17 protein-coding genes are annotated in these 21,178 nt (G+C 51.1%); 2 read left to right on the forward strand and 15 right to left on the reverse strand.

Going from position 1 to position 21,178, the window contains the following annotated elements:
- Positions 1-4 precede the first annotated feature (4 nt).
- The 4 genes from FDX24_RS06915 to ppsR all read right to left on the reverse strand — a co-directional run bounded on the left by FDX24_RS06915 (position 5) and on the right by ppsR (position 4,468).
- The gene (locus FDX24_RS06915; protein WP_137364044.1) at positions 5-1,990 is read right to left on the reverse strand and encodes a TonB-dependent hemoglobin/transferrin/lactoferrin family receptor; all 1,986 of its coding nucleotides are present in this window, start codon (positions 1,988-1,990) and stop codon (positions 5-7) included.
- 73 nt (positions 1,991-2,063) lie between these two features.
- Positions 2,064-2,252: a hemin uptake protein HemP gene (gene hemP / locus FDX24_RS06920; RefSeq protein ID WP_137364045.1), complete on the reverse strand. Its 189-nt coding sequence runs from the start codon at positions 2,250-2,252 to the stop codon at positions 2,064-2,066.
- A 209-nt stretch (positions 2,253-2,461) separates the two neighbouring features.
- Positions 2,462-3,508 (reverse strand): 3-deoxy-7-phosphoheptulonate synthase AroH, encoded by a 1,047-nt coding sequence (aroH, locus tag FDX24_RS06925; RefSeq protein WP_048211861.1) that lies wholly within the window; start codon positions 3,506-3,508, stop codon positions 2,462-2,464.
- A 126-nt stretch (positions 3,509-3,634) separates the two neighbouring features.
- Positions 3,635-4,468, reverse strand: coding sequence for a posphoenolpyruvate synthetase regulatory kinase/phosphorylase PpsR (gene ppsR, locus FDX24_RS06930; RefSeq protein WP_003030553.1), 834 nt, complete (start codon positions 4,466-4,468; stop codon positions 3,635-3,637).
- 329 nt (positions 4,469-4,797) lie between these two features.
- Between ppsR and ppsA the strand changes: the two genes are divergently transcribed.
- On the forward strand, positions 4,798-7,176 hold the full coding sequence (ppsA, locus tag FDX24_RS06935; protein WP_137364046.1) for a phosphoenolpyruvate synthase: 2,379 nt from the start codon (positions 4,798-4,800) through the stop codon (positions 7,174-7,176).
- A 67-nt stretch (positions 7,177-7,243) separates the two neighbouring features.
- Here ppsA and fadK read toward each other — a convergent pair whose 3' ends face one another.
- The 5 genes from fadK to FDX24_RS06960 all read right to left on the reverse strand — a co-directional run bounded on the left by fadK (position 7,244) and on the right by FDX24_RS06960 (position 12,321).
- Complete coding sequence (gene fadK / locus FDX24_RS06940; protein ID WP_137364047.1) at positions 7,244-8,881, reverse strand: medium-chain fatty-acid--CoA ligase; 1,638 nt, start codon at positions 8,879-8,881, stop codon at positions 7,244-7,246.
- 81 nt (positions 8,882-8,962) lie between these two features.
- Positions 8,963-9,256: a ferredoxin gene (locus tag FDX24_RS06945; RefSeq protein WP_048211858.1), complete on the reverse strand. Its 294-nt coding sequence runs from the start codon at positions 9,254-9,256 to the stop codon at positions 8,963-8,965.
- Positions 9,253-10,542 carry an FAD-dependent oxidoreductase gene (locus tag FDX24_RS06950; RefSeq protein ID WP_115602124.1) on the reverse strand — a complete coding sequence of 430 codons (1,290 nt, stop codon included), beginning with the start codon at positions 10,540-10,542 and terminating at the stop codon, positions 9,253-9,255. The genes FDX24_RS06945 and FDX24_RS06950 overlap by 4 nt, the downstream gene beginning before the upstream one ends.
- A 57-nt stretch (positions 10,543-10,599) precedes the next feature.
- A complete protein-coding gene (locus tag FDX24_RS06955) occupies positions 10,600-11,535 on the reverse strand; it encodes an electron transfer flavoprotein subunit alpha (protein ID WP_137364048.1) in 936 nt (311 codons plus the stop codon).
- Positions 11,536-11,556: 21 nt separating this feature from the next.
- Positions 11,557-12,321: an electron transfer flavoprotein gene (locus FDX24_RS06960; RefSeq protein ID WP_048211855.1), complete on the reverse strand. Its 765-nt coding sequence runs from the start codon at positions 12,319-12,321 to the stop codon at positions 11,557-11,559.
- A gap of 509 nt (positions 12,322-12,830) precedes the next feature.
- Between FDX24_RS06960 and FDX24_RS06965 the strand changes: the two genes are divergently transcribed.
- Positions 12,831-13,721, forward strand: coding sequence for an AraC family transcriptional regulator (locus FDX24_RS06965; protein ID WP_048211854.1), 891 nt, complete (start codon positions 12,831-12,833; stop codon positions 13,719-13,721).
- Positions 13,722-13,775: 54 nt separating this feature from the next.
- Here the strand turns inward: FDX24_RS06965 and FDX24_RS06970 are convergent, their stop codons facing one another.
- From FDX24_RS06970 to FDX24_RS06995, 6 genes are all read right to left on the reverse strand, one after another.
- Positions 13,776-14,927 (reverse strand): acyl-CoA dehydrogenase, encoded by a 1,152-nt coding sequence (locus tag FDX24_RS06970; protein WP_040233722.1) that lies wholly within the window; start codon positions 14,925-14,927, stop codon positions 13,776-13,778.
- A 13-nt stretch (positions 14,928-14,940) separates the two neighbouring features.
- Positions 14,941-16,536 (reverse strand): acyl CoA:acetate/3-ketoacid CoA transferase, encoded by a 1,596-nt coding sequence (locus tag FDX24_RS06975; RefSeq protein ID WP_048211852.1) that lies wholly within the window; start codon positions 16,534-16,536, stop codon positions 14,941-14,943.
- A 156-nt stretch (positions 16,537-16,692) separates the two neighbouring features.
- Positions 16,693-17,451, reverse strand: a complete 759-nt coding sequence (gene aroD / locus FDX24_RS06980) for a type I 3-dehydroquinate dehydratase (protein ID WP_048211851.1) — start codon at positions 17,449-17,451, stop codon at positions 16,693-16,695.
- A 34-nt stretch (positions 17,452-17,485) separates the two neighbouring features.
- Entirely contained in the window at positions 17,486-18,352 is an 867-nt protein-coding gene (gene ydiB / locus FDX24_RS06985; protein ID WP_048211850.1) for a quinate/shikimate dehydrogenase, read from the reverse strand.
- A 21-nt stretch (positions 18,353-18,373) separates the two neighbouring features.
- Entirely contained in the window at positions 18,374-19,609 is a 1,236-nt protein-coding gene (locus tag FDX24_RS06990; RefSeq protein WP_061067799.1) for an MFS transporter, read from the reverse strand.
- A gap of 242 nt (positions 19,610-19,851) precedes the next feature.
- The gene (locus tag FDX24_RS06995; RefSeq protein ID WP_048211848.1) at positions 19,852-21,072 is read right to left on the reverse strand and encodes an MFS transporter; all 1,221 of its coding nucleotides are present in this window, start codon (positions 21,070-21,072) and stop codon (positions 19,852-19,854) included.
- Positions 21,073-21,178: the final 106 nt, after the last annotated feature.

Below are 21,178 nucleotides of genomic sequence, written 5' to 3' on the forward strand. Positions count from 1 at the left end.
GTGATTACCACTGATAACTCACGAAAATTTTGCCATTGCGACCATCCTGTGGGATGCCCTGCGGCGACCAGTACTCTTTGTCGAAGGCGTTGCCCAGCACCAGCGTGGTGGTCATGCCTTTCAGCGCTTGTTGCCCCTGATAGCTCACGTAGAAATCGTTTACCGCATAGCCAGGCTGTTTAGCGTAGCTGCTGCTGATATGCGTGGAGCGGTCCGCAAACGTGCCTATCCAGCCGACTGAGAAACCGCTGTGTGCCACGGGTATGTTCAGTTTGCTGGTGACGGTATCCGGGTTAATGCTGGAAATGTATTCGCCCGTGTCAGTATCTTTGCCGCGTGTGCGGTTATAGGCCATATCGAGACTGAACAGATCGGCGGAGTACTTCGCCATCACGTCCCAGCCCCAGATTTTGGCGTTGGGGACGTTATAGGACATGGTTGTCGCGGCAGCAAAGTCGACGCTGGTGGAGATGTAATCTTTCGCTTTGGTGTCGAAATAGCTGGCTTTAAATTCGAGCGCATCGCTCGCCATCAGCAGATCGTCAAAGCGCAGGCCAAATCCGTACTCCTGCGTTTCGTTGGTTTCCGGGCGCAGGTTAGGGTTTGGCACCCAGTAGTTAGTGTAGAAACGACCAATAGAGAAGTGTTTTGCATCGTTATACATCTCGCCCATAGTCGGGGCGCGGAAGGCCTGAGCCCAGGATCCGAACAGCATCAGCCAGTCGGCTGGCGTAACGGTCATTCCTGCGCGGGACGACCATTTGTCGGCATCGACATCCGCGTAACCATCGCTGCTACCGCGATATGAGTCATAGCGTGTACCACCCAGCAATGTTACGGGCAGATCTCGCAGGGTGATTTCATCCTGCAGCCAGCCGGAGCTAAAATCAATTTTTGCCTCAGGGAAACCGGTCGTCGTACCTCCGGGGCGTTGTTCCTGGCGATAGTACTCACCACCGTAAGTTAACAGGTGAGAAGCAAAGGAGTCGGTAAACAACCGGCTGCGGTTATCAATTTTTCCGCCTTTGGTCGTTTGTTTGCGAAACTCATTAGTCGCATCCGGATTCTGGGCATTAATGCGAGCCTCGGACCAGTAAAGGCGAGCATCAGCGTTCAGCCAGTCATTGTCCGCCGGAGCAAGCGAGTAGGTCAGTTGCGCATCACGCTGGATGGTTGAACGGTCGGTCATAGGGTTGCTGGTGGCATCCGACGCGCTGGTTTGTGGGTTCTTAGGTTCACGGGCGTCATTGTTGTAGTAGCGCAACGAGCCTGCCAGCGTCTGGGCGCTGTCAATTTTCCAACTGCCTTTCGCCAGCATATTGTTGATCGCTTCATCGTTTGGCGCTGTAGTGCCGTCGCTCTGGCGCAAATCCCCGCGATCGCGACTCGACCATGCAAGCAGTCCGTCCAGCGTATCGGTACGCCCAAATGCGCTGGCACCCATACCGAGGCTGTGATCGCCGGTTGCCGCAGTACCGAACACGCGGTAACCGCTGTTTTGTCCGGCTTCCAGCAGATCTTTGGCATCCGCAGTGTCATAGGCGATCACGCCGCCCAGCGCACCGCTGCCATACAGCAGAGCAGAAGGGCCGCGCACCACTTCGATGCGTTTGATAAGCGCCGGGTCGAGGAAGGTACTGTTCAGGTGTCCGGTGTCGGTGCCCTGACGAACGCCGTCAACCAGCACCAGAACGCCGCGGCGGTCATAGCCGCGCAGATTCACGTCCTGGCCGTTGGTGCGGCCCGTGCCATCGAGGGTCAGACCCGGAACCGTCCGCAACAGATCGGCTGCCGAACTGGCGGTCTGGTTTTCCGGGGCGGTGGCATCAATCACGCTGACCATCATCGGTGCTTCAAAGGCACTACGGGCATTGCCGGTGGCGGTGACGGTCATATCTTCGACCGCCGCATACGCGAAAGTGGGCAGGCTACTGACAATCGCCAGCGCCAATAGCGAGGGACGCAGGGATGCAGTGTGCAGGTATGGCATAGCAACTCTCCATTAGGAAATCGAAAGCGCTGGCTGCCTGGGTATCACCTGGGTGGCTGGCGAAAGGTGTTGTTTATTTGGTCAGAATGAGTTTTCCGGCTTGGGTCTGGCGCAGCAAGTAATGCTGACCATCATGTTCTATGATCACGCGTCCTTCTTTACCCAGCAGGTTTTTACTGTCAATTCGACGCTCATTTGGCGTGACAGAAGGCGGTGTTTTTTCTTTTGCAGGCGTTGCTGTAGTGTTATCCATACGTGACATAGTGTTTAAAAATAACAATCAATGTAACAATGATAATCATTATCAATAAACTGAGAATTTGCATCAAGTCTTTTTGTGAAATAATTGTGACGGGATCAAATTTGCCGGATTGTGCTGCATTAAAAAAGCCCGGTCGCATTACGCTGACCGGGCCTGGATGGGCACGAACCTTAGGTCGGGTCAGGCGAAACCACCGCCCGGGCATGATGTTAGAATCGACTGTCTACCGCCGCGGCGAGTTTTTCGACCAGCAGTTCCGTATCTTCCCAGTTCAGGCAGGGATCGGTGATTGACTGACCATAAACCAGTGGCTGGCCGCTGACGATTTTTTGCGTACCTTCGCGTAAGAAACTTTCCGCCATGATCCCGGCTATTGCCGTCGAACCATCGCGAATCTGCTGACAGACGTCATCGCACACTTCTAACTGACGGCGATGCTGCTTCTGGCAATTGCCATGGCTGAAATCCACCACCAGATGCTCCGGCAGAGAGAATTCATGCAGCGTATCGCAGGCAGCGGCAATATCTTCGGCAGAGTAGTTCGGCTTTTTACCACCGCGCATGATGATATGACCGTAGGGATTGCCGCTGGTCTGATAGATAGTCATCTGCCCGGTTTTATCCGGTGAGAGGAACATGTGGCTGGCGCGTGACGCGCGAATAGCATCGACGGCGATACGCGTGTTGCCATCTGTTCCGTTTTTGAACCCGACAGGGCAGGAGAGCGCGGAAGCCATTTCACGGTGAATTTGGCTCTCTGTGGTGCGTGCGCCAATTGCGCCCCAGCTGATCAGATCAGCAATAAACTGACCTGTCACCATATCGAGGAATTCAGTGGCCGTCGGTACACCCAGTTCGTTGACCTGTAACAGCAGTTTACGTGCCAGCTCAATACCATGATTTACACGATAGCTGCCATTCAAGTCCGGGTCGGAAATGAGGCCTTTCCAGCCCACGACGGTACGCGGTTTTTCAAAATAGGTACGCATCACGATTTCCAGACGCGCCTGGTGTTTAGTGCGCAGTGCCTGCAAACGCGTGGCGTATTCCATGGCGGCATCGAGATCGTGAATCGAGCATGGTCCAACGATGACCAGCAAGCGAGGATCTTCACCATTCAAGATTTTTTCTATCCGGCGTCGGGAATCCGTAACATGGCGGGCGACGGAGGACGAAACAGGATGCCGTTGCGCAAGCTCTGCTGGAGTGACCAGGTTGTCAATACGCGCAGTACGGAGTTCATCGGTTCTGTTCATTACTTATCTCAGAAATTTGTTGCTTCAACGGCAGGACTACCGGGAAGTGATGTACATCACAATATCACACTCATCCTGCCTGGTGGCGAGCATAATAACAAAAAATCGAACCAATGCACTAGCATTCTAGTACATGCGGCGATTCAGCCCCATAATGTCGAGGATCTTGGTGGCAATCTCTTCTACCGAGTAATTGGTACTGTTCAGCCATGGGATCTGGTTTTTTCGGTACAGCGCTTCTACCTCAGCAACTTCCATTCGGCACTGGCGCAGCGAAGCGTACCGGCTGTTCTCCCGGCGCTCTTCGCGGATCGCCGCCAGGCGCTCAGGGTCGATGGTCAGGCCGAATAATTTATGCTGCAACGGCTTCAGAGAGGCGGGCAGCACCAGATTATCCATATCATCGGCAATAAAGGGGTAGTTGGCCGCACGGATACCAAACTGCATAGCCAGATACAAACTGGTCGGAGTTTTGCCGCAACGAGAAACGCCAAGCAGGATCACCTGCGCCTGATCGAGGTTGCGCAACGAAATACCGTCGTCGTGCGCGAGGGTATAATCAATGGCGGCAATACGCGCATCGTACTTGTTGAGGTTGCCGGGATTCAGGCCGTGCGTGCGATGGGCGATCGGCGTGGGGTCGAGTTTCATCTCATGTTGCAGCGGCGCGACCAGTGCCTGGACGATGTCCTGGCAAAAACCTTCACTTTGTAAAATGATCGAGCGAATTTCCGGCAACACGATGGAGTAGAACACCAGAGGACGCACACCCGTTTGTTGATAAATGGCGTCAATCTGGTCTTTAACCGCCCGCGCACGACTCTCATTTTCAACAAACGGCAGCGTAATGCTGCTGATCGTGACCGGAAATTGCGACATTACCGCGTGACCCAATACCTCTGCGGTGATGGCTGTGCCATCAGAAATATAAAATACGTGACGATCAACAGCATTATCCATTTTGCTCATCCTGGGGGCAGACATAATTCTCTGAAAGCATAAATTAAAATTCGTCAGAAGCGAATATTGCTGCATCAGTTTTATAAAGTGAAACAGTATTTTTATATTTAATGAAAAGTACATTTCATTTTTCGGAACAAATGTTTATACCGACTGATTTTGTGGTGATCCCGTGCCGTTCGCGGGTTTGCGCAAATGCGGAAAGAATCTGAAAAAATAAAAAATAAAGTTGCTTGAACGATTCACCGTTTTTTTCGCTGAGGTAAATATGCCAAGATAATTACGCAAAATTGAGTTTCCTAACCTCGTTCATATATAAGGATTGTTCGATGTCCAACAATGGCTCGTCACCGCTGGTGCTTTGGTATAACCAACTCGGCATGAATGATGTAGACAGAGTTGGGGGCAAAAATGCCTCCCTGGGTGAAATGATTACTAACCTTTCAGGTATGGGCGTTTCCGTACCGAATGGTTTTGCAACGACCGCCGATGCGTTTAACCAGTTTCTGGACCAAAGCGGCGTAAACCAGCGCATTTATGAGCTGCTGGATAAAACGGATATTGACGATGTCACCGAGCTTGCAAAAGCGGGTGCACAGATCCGCCAGTGGATTATCGACATTCCTTTCCAGCCTGAACTGGAAAATGCCGTCCGCGATGCCTACGCGCAGCTGTCAGCGGACGATGCCAATGCTTCTTTTGCCGTGCGTTCCTCCGCTACAGCAGAAGATATGCCAGATGCGTCATTCGCGGGCCAGCAGGAAACGTTCCTCAACGTCCAGGGATTTGATGCCGTACTGGTTGCTATCAAACACGTGTTTGCCTCGCTGTTTAACGATCGCGCAATCTCCTATCGTGTTCATCAGGGCTATGATCACCGCGGCGTCGCGCTCTCTGCGGGCGTTCAGCGGATGGTGCGCTCAGATCTCGCGTCTTCCGGTGTCATGTTCTCCATCGATACCGAATCCGGTTTCGATCAGGTGGTGTTTATCACGTCTGCATGGGGCCTGGGCGAGATGGTGGTGCAGGGCGCTGTGAACCCGGATGAATTCTACGTGCATAAACCGACGCTGGCGGCTAATCGTCCGTCCATCGTGCGTCGTACTATGGGCTCTAAGAAAATCCGCATGATTTATGCGCCGACTCAGGAGCATGGCAAGCAGGTTACCATTGAAGACGTTCCGCAGGCGCAACGCGATGTTTTCTCACTGACCAACGAGGAAGTGCAGGAACTGGCGAAGCAGGCGGTGCAAATCGAGAAGCATTACGGTCGTCCGATGGACATCGAATGGGCGAAAGACGGTCATACCGGCAAGCTGTTCATTGTACAGGCTCGTCCGGAAACCGTACGTTCTCGCGGCCAGGTGATGGAGCGTTATACGCTGCATGCGCAGGGTAAAATTATTGCTGAAGGTCGTGCCATCGGTCACCGCATTGGCGCGGGTCCGGTAAAAGTCATCCAGGACATCAGCGAGATGAACCGTATCGAGCCAGGCGATGTGCTGGTTACCGACATGACCGACCCGGACTGGGAACCGATCATGAAAAAAGCGGCGGCAATCGTCACCAACCGCGGCGGTCGTACCTGTCACGCGGCGATTATTGCCCGTGAACTGGGAATTCCGGCGGTTGTTGGCTGTGGCGATGCGACCGAACGCATGAAAGACGGTGAGAAGGTTACTGTCTCCTGTGCGGAAGGCGACACTGGCTACGTGTATGCCGACATGCTGGACTTCAGCGTGAAGAGCTCCAGCGTGGAAACCATGCCGGATCTGCCGTTGAAGGTGATGATGAACGTCGGTAACCCGGACCGTGCTTTTGACTTCGCTTGTCTGCCAAACGAAGGTGTCGGCCTGGCGCGTCTCGAATTTATTATCAACCGTATGATTGGCGTGCACCCGCGCGCTCTGCTGGAGTTCGATGACCAGACGCCTGAGCTGCAAAACGAAATCCGCGCCTTGATGAAAGGTTTCGATTCCCCACGTGAATTCTACGTGGGTCGTTTGACGGAAGGGATCGCGACGCTGGGTGCGGCGTTTTATCCAAAACGCGTCATCGTGCGTATGTCTGACTTTAAGTCCAACGAATATGCCAACCTCGTCGGCGGTGAGCGTTATGAACCGCATGAAGAGAACCCAATGCTGGGCTTCCGTGGCGCGGGCCGTTACGTTGCTGATAGCTTCCGCAACTGTTTCGCGCTGGAATGTGATGCCGTAAAACGTGTCCGTAACGACATGGGCCTGACTAACGTTGAAGTGATGGTACCGTTTGTACGTACCGTTGCCCAGGCGAAAGCGGTGGTGGAAGAACTGGCACGTCAGGGGCTGAAGCGCGGTGAGAACGGGCTGAAGGTAATCATGATGTGTGAGATCCCATCTAACGCCTTGCTGGCTGAACAGTTCCTCGAATACTTCGATGGCTTCTCTATCGGGTCTAACGACATGACACAGCTGGCGCTGGGTCTGGACCGTGACTCTGGCGTGGTTTCTGAACTGTTTGATGAGCGTAACGATGCGGTGAAAGCACTGTTGTCGATGGCGATTCGTGCCGCTAAGAAACAGGGTAAATACGTGGGTATTTGTGGCCAGGGCCCATCTGACCACGAAGACTTCGCGGCCTGGTTGATGGAAGAAGGGATCGACAGCCTGTCGCTCAACCCGGACACCGTTGTGCAGACCTGGCTGAGTCTGGCTGAACTGAACAAGTAACATCATGCCTTATCCGGCCTATTCAACGTAGGCCGGATAAGATGCGCTAGCGTCGCCATCCGGCACTTTATCCTGCAACACTCTCCACGCTCAAACGCTGAATAATATCCTGACGCAGTTGGTATTTTTGTACTTTACCGGACGCTGTGCGCGGTAATTTCTCTACGATCACAATGTGCTCAGGGTATTTGTACTTTGCCACCCGCTTGCGACTAAAAAAGGCTACCACTGACTCCAGCGACAGCGAATGGTGCGGAGGTTTTAGCACCACATACGCACACGATCTTTCGCCTAAACGATCGTCCGGCATTGCCACAACGCAGGCATCATGGATACGCGGATGCTGCAACAGAATATCCTCGACCTCACGGCTACTGATATTTTCTCCACCGCGCACAATAATATCTTTCTTACGCCCGGTGATTTTGATGTATCCGGCATCGTCCATTCGGCATAAATCGCCGCTGTAATACCAGCCGTCTTGATCCAGCGCACGGGCGGTGAGTTCGGGTTCATCGAGATAGCCCATAAACACATTGGGCCCGCGGGAGGCCTCTTCTCCTTCCATACCCGCAGGCAACGTGTTACGTGCCTCATCGACGACTTTAATTTCCACGCCGGCTGCGGCATATCCGTCGGTGTTCATCATGCGGGAAAGCGAATCATCCAGATTGACCACCGCGTGCGGCGAGCTTTCTGTTGAGCCATAGACGCTTAAAAGTTTAATGCCGAGCTGCTGACAATCGCGGGCTATTTTTTTCGGAATAGTGGTGCCGCCGCATAAGAAAAAGCGTAATGACGAGAGATCGTAGGGATGTTTTTCCACGCTACACAGCATGTCATAGACGAACGGTGTGGCGCCGAGTACGCAGGTACAGCGCTGCTGTACCAGTAATTCGAGACAGGCTGCTGGAGTAAAAATATCCAGCAGTACGCTGCGTGCGCCAATTAAAAACGGTGCGGTCACGCCATGTAAAAAACCGGTAGCATGGCCAAGTGGCGCGGGCATTAAAAATACATCCAGCCAGGTAAGATTAAGACGGGCACAATAGGCGCGTTCACTGGCCAGGATGTTGTTGTGGGTCAGCATTACCCCTTTGGGCATCCCCTCTGTTCCGGAGGTAAACAGCACCGCAGCCAGCTCATCGGCATGCACACTAATTGGCTGGGTTAATGGTGGTGATAAAAGAAGCTGGCTGAGTGCCAGTGAGTCTGTCGCGGGTGCCAGCTTATCGACGGCAACAATCTGTTGCAGATGCGGCAGCTGGTTTTGCAAGGGCAGGATCAGATCTACCGGCCGGGTTTGTTTAAACAGCGTAGGTGCGAAAAAAATCTTTGCCTTGCATTTGTTCAGTACCCATACCAGCTCGGCTTCGCGCCAGGCAGGAAGTAGTGGTACGGAAACCGCTCCGGTTTTCAGACAGGCCAGATAGATAAGGGTAAATTCACACCAGCCGGGCAGTTGAAAGGCGACGCGGTCACCTGGCTGGATTCCGCAGGCTAACAACCAGGTCGCCAGACGGCTGGCCGCGCTGTCGAGCGCGGCGTAGGTGTATGAATCGCCGTGATTATCGACCACAGCGATTTTGTCCGGCATCGCCTGGGCTGTTTGGCTCCAGTAATCACCCAGCGATGCATCCCCCCAAAACCCTTGTTGTCGATAAGCTTCCCGACGTTCGGCATTAAACGTTAATGTGACACTCATGAGTTATTCCCTGGATAATTTCGGTACACGTCCTGCCGAATAACAGATGTGCTGTATCCGGCGTGCAACAGGCGATACGTGTTAGCCGTAACGGAAATCCACACCAAATGTCCCAACCGGGTATTCCCATTGTTCGAGGATAGTCGAGCCGCACAGAACCCGGCAGGTACCACATTCCAGGCAGCCTGCGGAATCAAAATGAATATTTCCACTTTCGTCCTGCTTATACAGTCCAGCAGGACAGGCTTTCAGCAGTTTGCGAAATTCTTTCATGTCAGGATGTTCGGTAAGGATGATGTGCGGATGCCCCTCATCGACATTGAATTTATTAACGCCCAGTTTGACGTCAACATTTACGGTGTTGTCCTGACTCATAGTGCGGTTGCTCCCTTGATGCCGTCTTTCAGTAGGTTCATCAGCCCAATCTGCTTCGCGTGGGATAAAATGGTCTTGCGAATTGGCTGGTTTGGGCTGCCATCAACGGTGAACATATCGCTCATGATATCGGCCACCATGCGCGGGTATTGGGTAAACAAACGGGGGTTTTCCATTAGCGCGGGGATCTTACGGAAATGCTGTAAATCACGCATCACACAACCCTGTGCAAGGGCGCGTTTGTAGTCCATCAGGCTGTTGGCGGAGAAATCCTGACGTTCTTTCGCTGCAATGGCGGTTTTGGCCGCAGCCTCTGCTGAAGCAATCGCCAAATCCATGCCACGCACGGTGTAACCCAGGTTCAGACAAAAACCGGCGGCGTCGCCGACTATCATCACACCGTCATCAACCAGCTTCGGTACCATCGCCAGGCCGCCTTCCGGCACCATGTGTGCGGAATACTCCAGCAATTCACCGCCGGCGATCAGTGGGCGAATAGTGGGGTGCTGTTTAAAATCTTCCAACATTTGCGGAATGCTTTTTGTCGCATGCCCGATATTGCCCAGACCACATACCAGTCCCAGAGAGACGGAGTCTTTGTTGGTATACAGGAAACCTCCGCCCATCAGGCCATTAGATGGCGAACCGGCAAACAACCAGGCGGCACCTTCATTTCCTGACAGATTAAAACGATCTGCAATGACTGCTGGCGGCAGGCCGATCAGTTCTTTTACGCCAACGGCATAATGATGTGCCGAAGAAGGTGGTACCATTCCCAGTGAACGTCCCAGCATGGAATTGACGCCATCAGCAAGGATAACGATATTGGCTTCCAGGATATCGTCACCCGCCTGCACGCCAGTGACTTTGTTGCCTTCCCGGATCAGGGAATCGACGCGAACGCCCGGAATAAACTGAGCCCCGGCCTGTTCGGCTTTTTCCATCAACCAGGGATCGAGCCTGTTGCGCAATACGGTATATGAGTCCTGCGCTGGGGTATTGTCTTTTTCACGGTGGAAATCGAGAGTGACAGCACTTTCTTCCGTCAGGAAAGAGATTTTTTCGCGGGTCACTTTCCGTTCGACAGGGGCTTCCTCTGCAAAGCCGGGCATAATGTGCTCCAGGCTATGCGTGTAGAGTCGTCCTCCGGTCATGTTTTTGCTGCCGGCACTGTTTCCGCGCTCAATAACCAGCACGTCCAGCCCGGCCTGGGCCATCACGTAACCTGCTACCGCACCCGCCACGCCAGCACCGACCACAATGGCATCAAATTTTTCATCTGACATGTTCTTTGCTCCTTTCCCGCTGCGAATGCAGCGGGATATGTGCGTTAAATGTGGCCGTTAGCGACTGAGCTGTTCGATAAGGGCCGGGACGACTTTGTAAATGTCACCAACCAGACCGTAATCGGCGTAGTTGAAGATCGGGGCTTTTTTATCTTTATTGATGGCGACTATGATCTTCGCGCCGTTACCGCCAACCATATGCTGAATTTGTCCTGAAATGCCCAGCGTCAGATAAAGGTCTGACTTCAGTAACACACCAGAAACGCCAATATAGCGCTCGCGCTCCATCCAGTTTTCACCTTCGGCAATAGGGCGTGAACAACCCACTTCGGCACCCAGAACGGCGGCAAGATTGCGTACCATCTGCAGGTCGCTCTCGGCCACCAGGCCACGACCGACGCCAACCACGCGTTTGGCTTTGCTGAGATCGACACTGCTGAGAGATTTGGCGCGACGTTCCTGGCAAACAATCTCATGAAGTGGCGTGATATAAGGTGCTGAGATGACAGGGCAAGTGTGCGCAGGATTGGTTTCTGCTGGTTCAAACATACCAGGGGCAAGCGTGATAATCGCCAGCGCGCTATTCAGTTTTTCTTTACCGAATGCCAGACCGCCATACATACGGTGTTCTGCAAACAGCGCACCTGCATCGAGAGTGACCGATGTGGCGTCGTTTACCATCGCCGCATTGAGTTGCATGCTTAACCGCGCGCCCAGTGATTTTGCGCGTTTAGACGCAGGCATCAGCAACAGGCCGGTGTGCGTTTGCAGTAAGGCTGAGACAGTCTCGGCGTAGTTTTCAACACGCTGCAGTTCACTGGCGTGTTCGAGCACGATGATGTCATCGGCACCCAGCGCTTTCACCTGATCGGCCTGTTCGTTGCCCTGCACAATAAGGTGTACCTGCTCGCCCCACTGGCGGGCGGCGGTCATTAATTCCGCATAGCGTTCTACGTTATCGCTAAACACCCATACGTTGGCTAACTTACTCATGATGATTGTTCTCCGTTGGGCTTAGTTCAGGGCTTTTTTCAGATGTTCGGCCAGTTCGGCAATGGCTTCTGCTGAGTCATTTTCCAGAATGATGTGCTTACGTTCTGTCTGCGGTGGAACGCTAAGGCTGACTAATTCCGCCAGCGGTGACGCTGGCGTCCAGCCAATATCGCTGGCCTGCCAGGGGGTGACGGGTTTTTTGCCGGCACCAAGAATAGCTTTCATTGCCGGAATCCGCGGTGTATTGATATCCGAGGTCACGCAAATTACTGCCGGGAGCGGCAGGTCAATGACTTCGACTTCATCTTCAAGGGTTCGCTCAACCAGAATGCGGTCGCCGTTACGTTGGATGTTGCTTACCGCGTTAACCACAGGAAGCTGCAGGAGCTCACCTACCAGTAAACCGACCTGTTGTGCGTAGACATCGCCGGACCCTTCCCCGAACAGCATCAGATCGAATTTAATGTTTTTAGCCGCACAAGCCAGCGCCTGGGCGGTATCGCGCGGCAGCGCATGCTCCAGCTGAGGGTCCTGCACCATAAACAGGCTATCCGGACCGCGGGATAGCACGTCTTTACGTACTTTAGAGTTTTGCAACAAGGAGCCGCCCACGGTTAAGGCGACAATCTCATCGCCTTCGGCGGTAAGTTGTGTGGCGGCTTCAATCGCATTCAGATCAAATTGACTGATTTTGGCATCGGCCCGATCAAAGTTAAGCGAGCGCTCTGGGGTAATAACAATGTCCTGTTCTTCAGGCACCAACTTAAAGCAGGTTATTATTTTCATGGCATCTCCAGTGAGTCACGTTCGGATGATGACGAAGTGCGTCATTATCGGCAGTAGGGAAAATTTGACTGAAAATAGTGTGCGGCAGAGTGGGGCCTGTTTTCGACGGGGCAATCTGTTTTCATTCCCAACAATCTTGCAGAAAAATGTGCAACGGCGATTCGGAGTTTCTAAGCGAGGAGTAAAAGTTGTGTACGCAAGGTTACACCGTAAAAACAGTAAACGAGGGTGTAATTGAGAAATGCATCCTATTTTTAAGCGATATCTGCCCGCATTTGTTTCTGATATGTAAATCGTTAATGTTGAATTAATAACATTTATTCTTTTCAATTAGTATAAAACGTAAATAACGCACGCTAACAGTGTTCCTGGACAAGAAGTGTCATCTTGCAGACGGCGCAAATAATTTTGTTTCGCTTAGATAGAATATCGTTGTATAACGTGGTTAATCGTTATCATTTAACACTATTAATTTTCCGCACATTTACCATCTAAAGGTGGAGGCTGTCATGTATCAACGATGTTTTGATAATGCCATGGAAACCCTTTTTGAGCAGGGGAAGACCCCCAGATTTTCGCGATTCGTCATCAGTGATGATCCTAACTGGGAGTCGGGCCACCATGTGCATGACAATGAAACCGAACTTATCTATGTCAAAAAAGGTGTCGCGCGCTTAATTATTGATTCTTCACTGTATGTCGCTCACGCCGGGGATATTGTGGTGATAGAACAAGGACGGTTACATGCTGTCGCCTCGGATAGCAACGCACCTGCCACGACCTACACCTGTGCACTGTACGGTTTTCGCTTCAATGGTTGGCAGGATAACCAGCTGTTGCAGTTACACTCGTGTCCGGTCATCAGCGTCGGCCAGGGAAAGGAGGTTATTAAGAGTATTTTTAATGAACTGAGTATTATGATACCGCAGTGTAAAAATAATCTGTCATCCTCTGCTTATGATGCCTTTGCCTACGCATTAACCGTCTTGTATTACGAAAACTTTAAAAATGCTTATCGTTCGGAGCAGGGGTATATTAAAAAAGACGTGTTAATTAAAGATGTTCTGGTGTATTTGAATAACAACTTTCGCGAAAAAATCACACTCGATCAGTTGTCGAAAAAATTTCGCGCCAGTGTGAGTTATATTTGTCACGAATTCACTAAAGAGTATCGTATTTCGCCGATTAATTATGTTATTCAACGACGAATGACGGAGGCAAAATTTTCGCTGACGAATACGGAAGCGTCGTTAGCGGAAATCTCGTGGCGGGTGGGGTATGAAAATGTTGATCACTTTGCCAAACTCTTCCAGCGACACGTAGGCTGTACTCCCAGCGATTATCGTAAGCAGTTTAAAAATAATCTGACTGAGCAGGAATGCCTGCAGCCGGAAATCTGATTTTCTGGCGTAAGTCCGGATAGCGTTTATCCGCTATCCGGATGATAGTACGGCTTACTTGTTTTGATAATCTTTCAGGATCTGACGTCCGGCGACGTAGATCATGATTTCATCGGTGCCACCGCCAATGCGTTCGCAGCGTACATCACGCCAGAACCGGGATACCCGGGCTTCATCGGTATAACCCAGACCACCCATTATCTGAATCGCGTCGTCGATAACTTCCATCGCTGTGCGCGCGCAGTACAGTTTTGCCAGCGCCGCGCTGGTACGCAGTGATTGTTCCTGATCGGCCTGCCAGGCGACTTTCAATACCATATTGCGCATGTTTTCGATTTTAACCGCCATCAGCGCCAGTTTTTCCTGGATCATCTGGTTGTGGCCAATCGGTTTACCAAAGGCGATACGCTGGTTGGCGTAACGTGCGGCATCCTCGAAAGCGCATTCGGCAAAGCCGGTGCTGCGTGCTGCGTTGATCAGTCTCTCCATTTCGAAGTTGTACATCACGTTGAGGAAGCCCATACCCTCTTCGCCGACCATATCACTTTCGTCAACTTCAACGTCATCAAGATAGACTTCGCAGGTACTTAACATGTGCCAGCCGATTTTGTGCAGCGGATTAACTTTGATGCCGGGTTTCTTCGAATCCACCCACCACAGGGTAAAGGCTTTCTTCGGGTCTTTCGGCTCGGGATCGCGAGCCAGAACCAGCATATACGGGTACTCTTTGGCACCGGTAATAAAGGTTTTTTGCCCGTTAAGGTACACCTTGCCGTTTTTGCGGGTGTAGCTGGTGGTGGCGCTGTTGTTATCTGAGCCAGCTCCCGGTTCGGTTAACGCCAGCGCATAGGCCGGATCGCCCGTTTCCATGGTGCTTTCAGCGGTTTTACGTAGCTGCTCCGCGGAGCCAAAACGGCGCATACTGTGGATACACTGGCCGTTAGTGATCAGAAAGGCAGGCGCACCACATTTTGAGACTTCCATCAGCGCCAGCATTTGCGTGACGTAATCTGCCGGAATGCCACCGAACTCTTCCGGCACGCCCAGCATCGAAATACCGTTATCCGCAAGCGCGCGCATAAATTCTTTAGGGTAGGTGGAGGTCTGATCGCAGGTGCGGAAATATTCTTCCGGGAAATTACTGGTGATCAGTTCCCGAATGCTGGCAAGCAGCAGCTCTTGTTCTTCAGTTAATGAAAAGTCCATCAGGGTACTCCTTTTAATTGGCGGCGTCGGGCAAAACAAAACCCATCGTGGCATCGATAAATAATCTTTCGTCCATCAGTTTCAGGTCTGGAGAAATAACGGGGGTGAATTCCATTTTGTCCAGAATGTCTTCTTGTAAAGAAACACCAGGGGCAATTTCTACTAAATGGAGGCCATCTTCTTTTAACGTAAATACGGCGCGTTCGGTGATGTAACGTACATCCAGTCCACGTTCGAGGGCAATTTTTCCACTGAAGGTGATTTCAGGTAATTCGTTAACGAATTTCTTCACCCGACCTTCCTGCACGATATTCAATTTGCCGTCGGCAACATCTGTTTTCAGACTTCCGGCTGTCAGGGTGCCGCAGAAAATAATTTTCTTCGAGGTGGCGCTGATATCAATAAAACCGCCAGTGCCCATGATCTTGCCATTGAATTTATGCACACCGACGTTGCCGTGCTGATCGACTTCGGCGAAGCTTAAATAGCACACATCCAGACCGCCACCGTGGTAGAAGTCAAACTGGGAGGTCATATCCAGAATAGCGCGGGTATTGACGTTGGCCCCAAAAGCGATGCCCTGCGAGGTAATACCACCGATTGGCCCGGTTTCAACCGTCAGTATGAAGTCATCGGCGCAGCCTTCTTCACGCGCGACGAGACCAATACCATCGGCAATTCCAACGCCAACGTTACCCACTGCACCTTTGCGCATTTCGAACAGCGCACGTCTGGCCACCAGTTTACGTTGGTTAAGCGGCAGGGCAGTTTGCAGGCTGTCATCAAGGATGAAATCGCCTGAAATAAAACGGTTAACCGGCGCTCCGCCATACAACTGAGTCTGTTCTGGATCGATAACGACGATATCCACCAGATAGCCAGGGATCCGCACGGCTTTAGGGTGCAGTGTGGCTTTCTTCACCATTTTTTGTACCTGCATCATGACGATGCCGCCGTTGTTATGCACGGCCTGCGCGATGACCAGCGCATCGAGATACATCACTTCATCTTCAAAGGTGGCGTAGCCTTCGCTATCACAGGTGGTGGCGCGAATAAAGGCGATATTCGGCGCAATGGCTTTGTAGTAGAGATACTCTTTGTTATCAATTTCTACCAGTTTGATCAGATCTTCGGTGGTCACTTCATTGAGTTTGCCACCTTGTTGGCGGGGATCGACAAACGTGCCAATGCCGATATCACTCAAAATACCTGGCTGATGGGCCGCAGAGGCACGCAGGGTTTGAGTTAATACGCCTTGTGGATAGTTGTAGGCGGCTATTTTATTTTGTTCCGCGAGGTCGGATATCCGTGGGGATTGTCCCCAGTGGCCGCACAACGCCCATTTAACTAAACCTTCCTGTGCCAGTGGACTAATACCCCGGTCTGCACGGTCGCCCAGTCCTGTCGGGCTAATTAGCGACAAATTACGTGGGGATTGGCTATTTTTATATTTCTCGGCTAGTGCATTAATTAATGTTGTGGCTTCAAGTATCCCACCGCCAGCGCCTAATACGCAGAGTGTGGCTTCATCCGGAATATAATCAATTGCGTCAGCTGCAGATAATACCGGTACCCGACCATTTAAGCGTGTTGGTCTTGAAAGTTTCATATAAACTCCAGGTTATATTCGTGCGAATGCCTATCGCTATATTCGATAATAGTATTTTGCGTTATTTGAAAATATTTAATCGTCTGCCAGATATTCGTGGTAAAACGAATATCTGGGGCAGGGCGTTATTTATTGCAATTTAAAAATATTGGGCTATTAAGCCTGGTGTAATATTGTCAGAACGGTACGTAGATCGGTTACGGAGATTTGTCCTGGGGCCGAGGCTTTTTTCACCGCACCAAACGTCGCCGCTGAGCCGAAAACTTCGCCGGACAGTCGTGAGATCACACCGGTTTTCGCCATTGACATGGTAATAATTGGGCGGTCGGCGTAGCGTTCCTGCATTTCCAGCGTTGCGCTAAGCAATGTTAGCACATCCGCTTTGCTTTGCGGCATCAACGCGATTTTGGGAATATCTGCACCAAGTTCCTGCATTTTACGCAGTCGCTGGACAATATCATCGGCTGCTGGTGTCTTGTGAAAATCATGATTCGACATAATAACGAAGACATTTTTTGCGTGCGCATGCTCGACGGTCGCTTTAACCAGTTCATCACCGGTGAAAAGCTCCAGGTCGATCATATCTACCAGACCGCTGTCCACTGCTGCGCGGTTTAATGCAATATAGTTTTCGACGGACAGAGCCTGTTCACCCCCTTCTTTGGCACTACGGAAGGTGAACAGCAACGGTTTATCCGCCATCACATCACGGATCGCACGTGCGGCTTCCAGTACTGCGTCAATGGAAGCGACATCTGCGAAATGGTCAACACGCCATTCCAGGATGTCGAAATCCGCTTCGCGATAGGCCAGTGCTTCGCTTTTTACCGTTGAGATGTCTTTACCCATCAGTGAGACAATGATCTTCGGCGCACCCTCGCCAATCACGAGGTTTCTTACGGTTACGGTTTTCATTGATTACCCTTTAACTATTCACAAATACTGCCCATCAGGCTGCAAAACCCATAACCTGTTTGACATACTCCAGCGGGAAATCTTTCCCGGTCCAGAGCTTGAACTGCTCAGCCCCTTGCCACAACAACATGCCGTAACCATCAATCGTTTTGCAACCGGCATGTTGTGCCTGTTGCAACAACCTGGTCATATGCGGGTTATACACGCATTCGGTCACCAGCAGTTCCGGGCGAAGCAGGGAAACGTCGGTCACAATAGATTCGTTATCCAGCGGTTTCATGCCGACTTTCGTGCCGTTGGTCAAAATATCCGCGCTGGCGAGTGCCTCGGCAAATGCCTGTCGATCGGCAAGGTCGATCACGGTGACAACGCAGTCGGTGTTTTCATTAACACGTTTAGCGAATGCCTGCGCCTTTTCAAAGAACTCATCTTTACGGTTAAAGATCTTAATTTCTTTGATGCCTTCAATGGCTGCCTGAGCGCCAATGGCTGTAGACGCGCCGCCCGCGCCCAACAGTACCATGGTTTTACCTTTAATATCGAAGCCGCTTTCTTTAATCGCGCGAATATGGCCGGTGCCGTCGGTGTTGTAACCACGCAGGTAGCCATCATCATTAACGATGGTGTTGATTGCGCCAACCAGTTTGGCGGCAGGTGTTAATTCATCAACATATTCACAGGCCAACTGTTTATTGGGCATAGATACCCCGGTGCCGCGCATTTTTAACGCTTTTAAACCAGCAATTGCATTAGCAAACGTTGAGTTATCGACTTCAAATGCCATGTAGGTAAAAGGCAGACCCGCTTTTTCTAATGCTTTATTTTGCATTTCAGGGGACAGACTGTGTCTGATAGGGTAGGCCATCAGACCAATCAGTTCATATTTTGCAGTTACGTCCATTTGATACTCCTTCTAAACAATTTATTGAAAATAACGTTCGCCCAACCGCACATCATTTTGGGGGATATCAAATACGCGGTAATAGCGAATAAAGACGATGATGGCGGTGATGAATGCCAGCAGAGCAAATGCAAGGTCCAGCAAAATGATGTATTGCAGGCCGATGTTAGAAAGGTATCCGGTGATCAGTGGGATAATAAAGTTGGCTACACCACCCATCATCATATAAACACTGGTGACTTTGGCTTTGCTCTTCGGGAAAAACTCTGACATCACCGAGACACCGAGCTGTAAAATACCGCCAGCAGCAGAAAAGCCAATCAGAAACGAACCTGCGTTACAAACCAGCGGAGAGGGATACAAATAAATGACCGCAGCGGTAATGCTTGCCAGACCAGCGTTAAAAACGTTAGCCCAAATGGGGCGAACCATTTTCTTCAGGAGGGCAGCAAAGATGAATACGCAGACCAGCGATCCCATGCTGTAGTAAGAGATGGTTTTTAGTGCGTCAGTTTCCGCCATGCCAGCAAATGCCATGGCATATTTCGGCATCCAGACCACGATGACATAAAAGGTTGAGAATGCGGCAACCCCAAACAGCACGGAAGCGACACCTTCCAGCCAGACCAGGGGTTTACTGTTCATCTGTGGCAGATCTTTGGCGAGACCCGCGTCCACCATCTGGCTGGGAAAGCGACTTTTTAACAGCATCAGGGTGATGACCACGAACAGTACACCCGGGATGATGACCGCATAGCCGTACCAGACATGGTTGAGCAGCATGGTGCTGACGACGATGGGGTAAATCATCTGGCCAAACGACACCATGGCTTTAACCAGAATAACCGCCGAGCCGGATGCTTTGGGGAAACATTCCATTAACGCCGGATAACCGCCGGTATCCAGCGCTGAATTCGCTACGCCAACGCATACAGCCAGAATAAAGGCAATCATCAGATTGGGGCTGGCGGGAATACCGAAGAAGAACAGCATATATAGAATAACGCCTAACAGAATGATAGCCCGACGACCGAACTTATCTGAGAGAACGCCAAAGAATAAAATACTGACCAGTCGACCAAGACCAATGCCGGAAATTAGATAGGCAATCCCTGCATTATCGGTTGAAAACTTTTCAGCCAGGGAGGTCATGTTTTGCGCCAGTGTGATGACGCTAATACCGTGTAAAAAATAACTTAAATAAATACAGGTTATCGCCAGAAGAAATGGCGTGTTAAAGGTCTTTTTCTGAGACATTTTTTCACAACTCCTTGCGGATTTTAAAATTATTCTGTGCTCGTCGGTGTAGTTTAAATTTCGGCGACCTTGTGATTAATATACCGGGCAGTAGTTATTGTACCTACATAGCATGGCGTTTAAGTTACCAGGTATATTGCATATCAAACTGTGAAACCTAATTCGTCAGACCGACGTTTTGCCGTTATTTTAAAAATACGTCCAATTATTTTGCAGAAGAGGGGAACAATATTGCACCCGCGTTATTGTGCGAGTGGTGCCATGTTTAACTGACGCTTTGCTGCAAGCCGGCTGCGATAACCAATAAACAGTGCCAACAGGAAACCGAACGCAGCGATACCCGCATCAAACCACATGATGTGCGCAATACTGGTTTCGGAGAGCCTGGCGGTAATCAGTGGGATCGTGAAGGTCGCGATACTGCCCGCGCTGTAGTAAATACCGGTAGCTTTACCTTTCGCCTGCGGGAAGCGAGCGGCCATTAGCGTTAGACCGATTTGCACGACGCCTCCGGCTGATGAGAACCCGATGACAAAGGCGAATGTAATCACGACCCAGGTCGTTGGATGCAGGCAAACTGCCAGCAGCGCGACAAAGGAGATAAAGGTGTACAGCATCAACAGAGACGTGGCACGACCCGCTTTTCTCGCCAGGGGAGCAGTAATGAATACGCACAGCAGAGAACCACAGGTGTAAATACTTAACAGCTTGATAGATAACGTATACGGCATACCGGCGACAAACTGACCATACTGTGCCAGCCACTGGCTAACCAGATAAAATGTGGCCATCGAGATATAGCCATACAGGGTGTAACTCCCCAGATCGAGAAGGGAACAACCATGCTTCGGCTGAATAGGTTCCTGTAAAGAGGATGATGGCATGATGGAATGCTTCGGCCCCGGATGTGCAGGGAAGCGGCAGCGAAACAAAAATATGCCGTTGACCGCCATAATTCCCGCCGCCAGCAAGAAAGACCAGCCAAACCAGAGTTCAGCCCACACCAGCAGGCTGATAACCATCGGCAACAGAAACTGGCCGCTGGACACAAAGGCTTTAATCAGGATATTGGCGGTGCCGGGTGAACGGGGGAAGGCTTCCATCAGGCTGGGGTAGGTTCCGGCATCAAGAAAACTGTTTGCCATTCCCGCTAAAAAACCAAAGGCGTAGGCAATCACAATGCTGTGAGTATTGATGATGCCAAAAAAGAAGATGAGGTAGCAGATCATGCCAAAAATGATAAACGGTCTGCGCCCATAGCGATCGGACAGCATGCCTGCAACTAATAAAACGCTTAACCGACCGATACCAAGGGAGGAGATGACAATCGAGACCCCCGCTGCATTGGTTTGCCACTGCTGTTCAAGTGAGGACATATTGAGGGACATCAGAATGACCCCCATACCGTGTACCAGGTAATTAAGGTACAGCCCTATCGCAGTAGAGAAATAGGTGTTTTTCATAATGTGTTACTCGGCGAAGAGGCTAAATGGATGTTGTATTTTGTGTCGCGTAGGGCGTGTTAGCCCAAATAGTATGCAGACTGCGCGTGAGCGAGGGCATAATGTC

It is taken from the genome of Citrobacter sp. wls716 (assembly GCF_005280975.1).
Lineage (GTDB): Bacteria > Pseudomonadota > Gammaproteobacteria > Enterobacterales > Enterobacteriaceae > Citrobacter > Citrobacter youngae.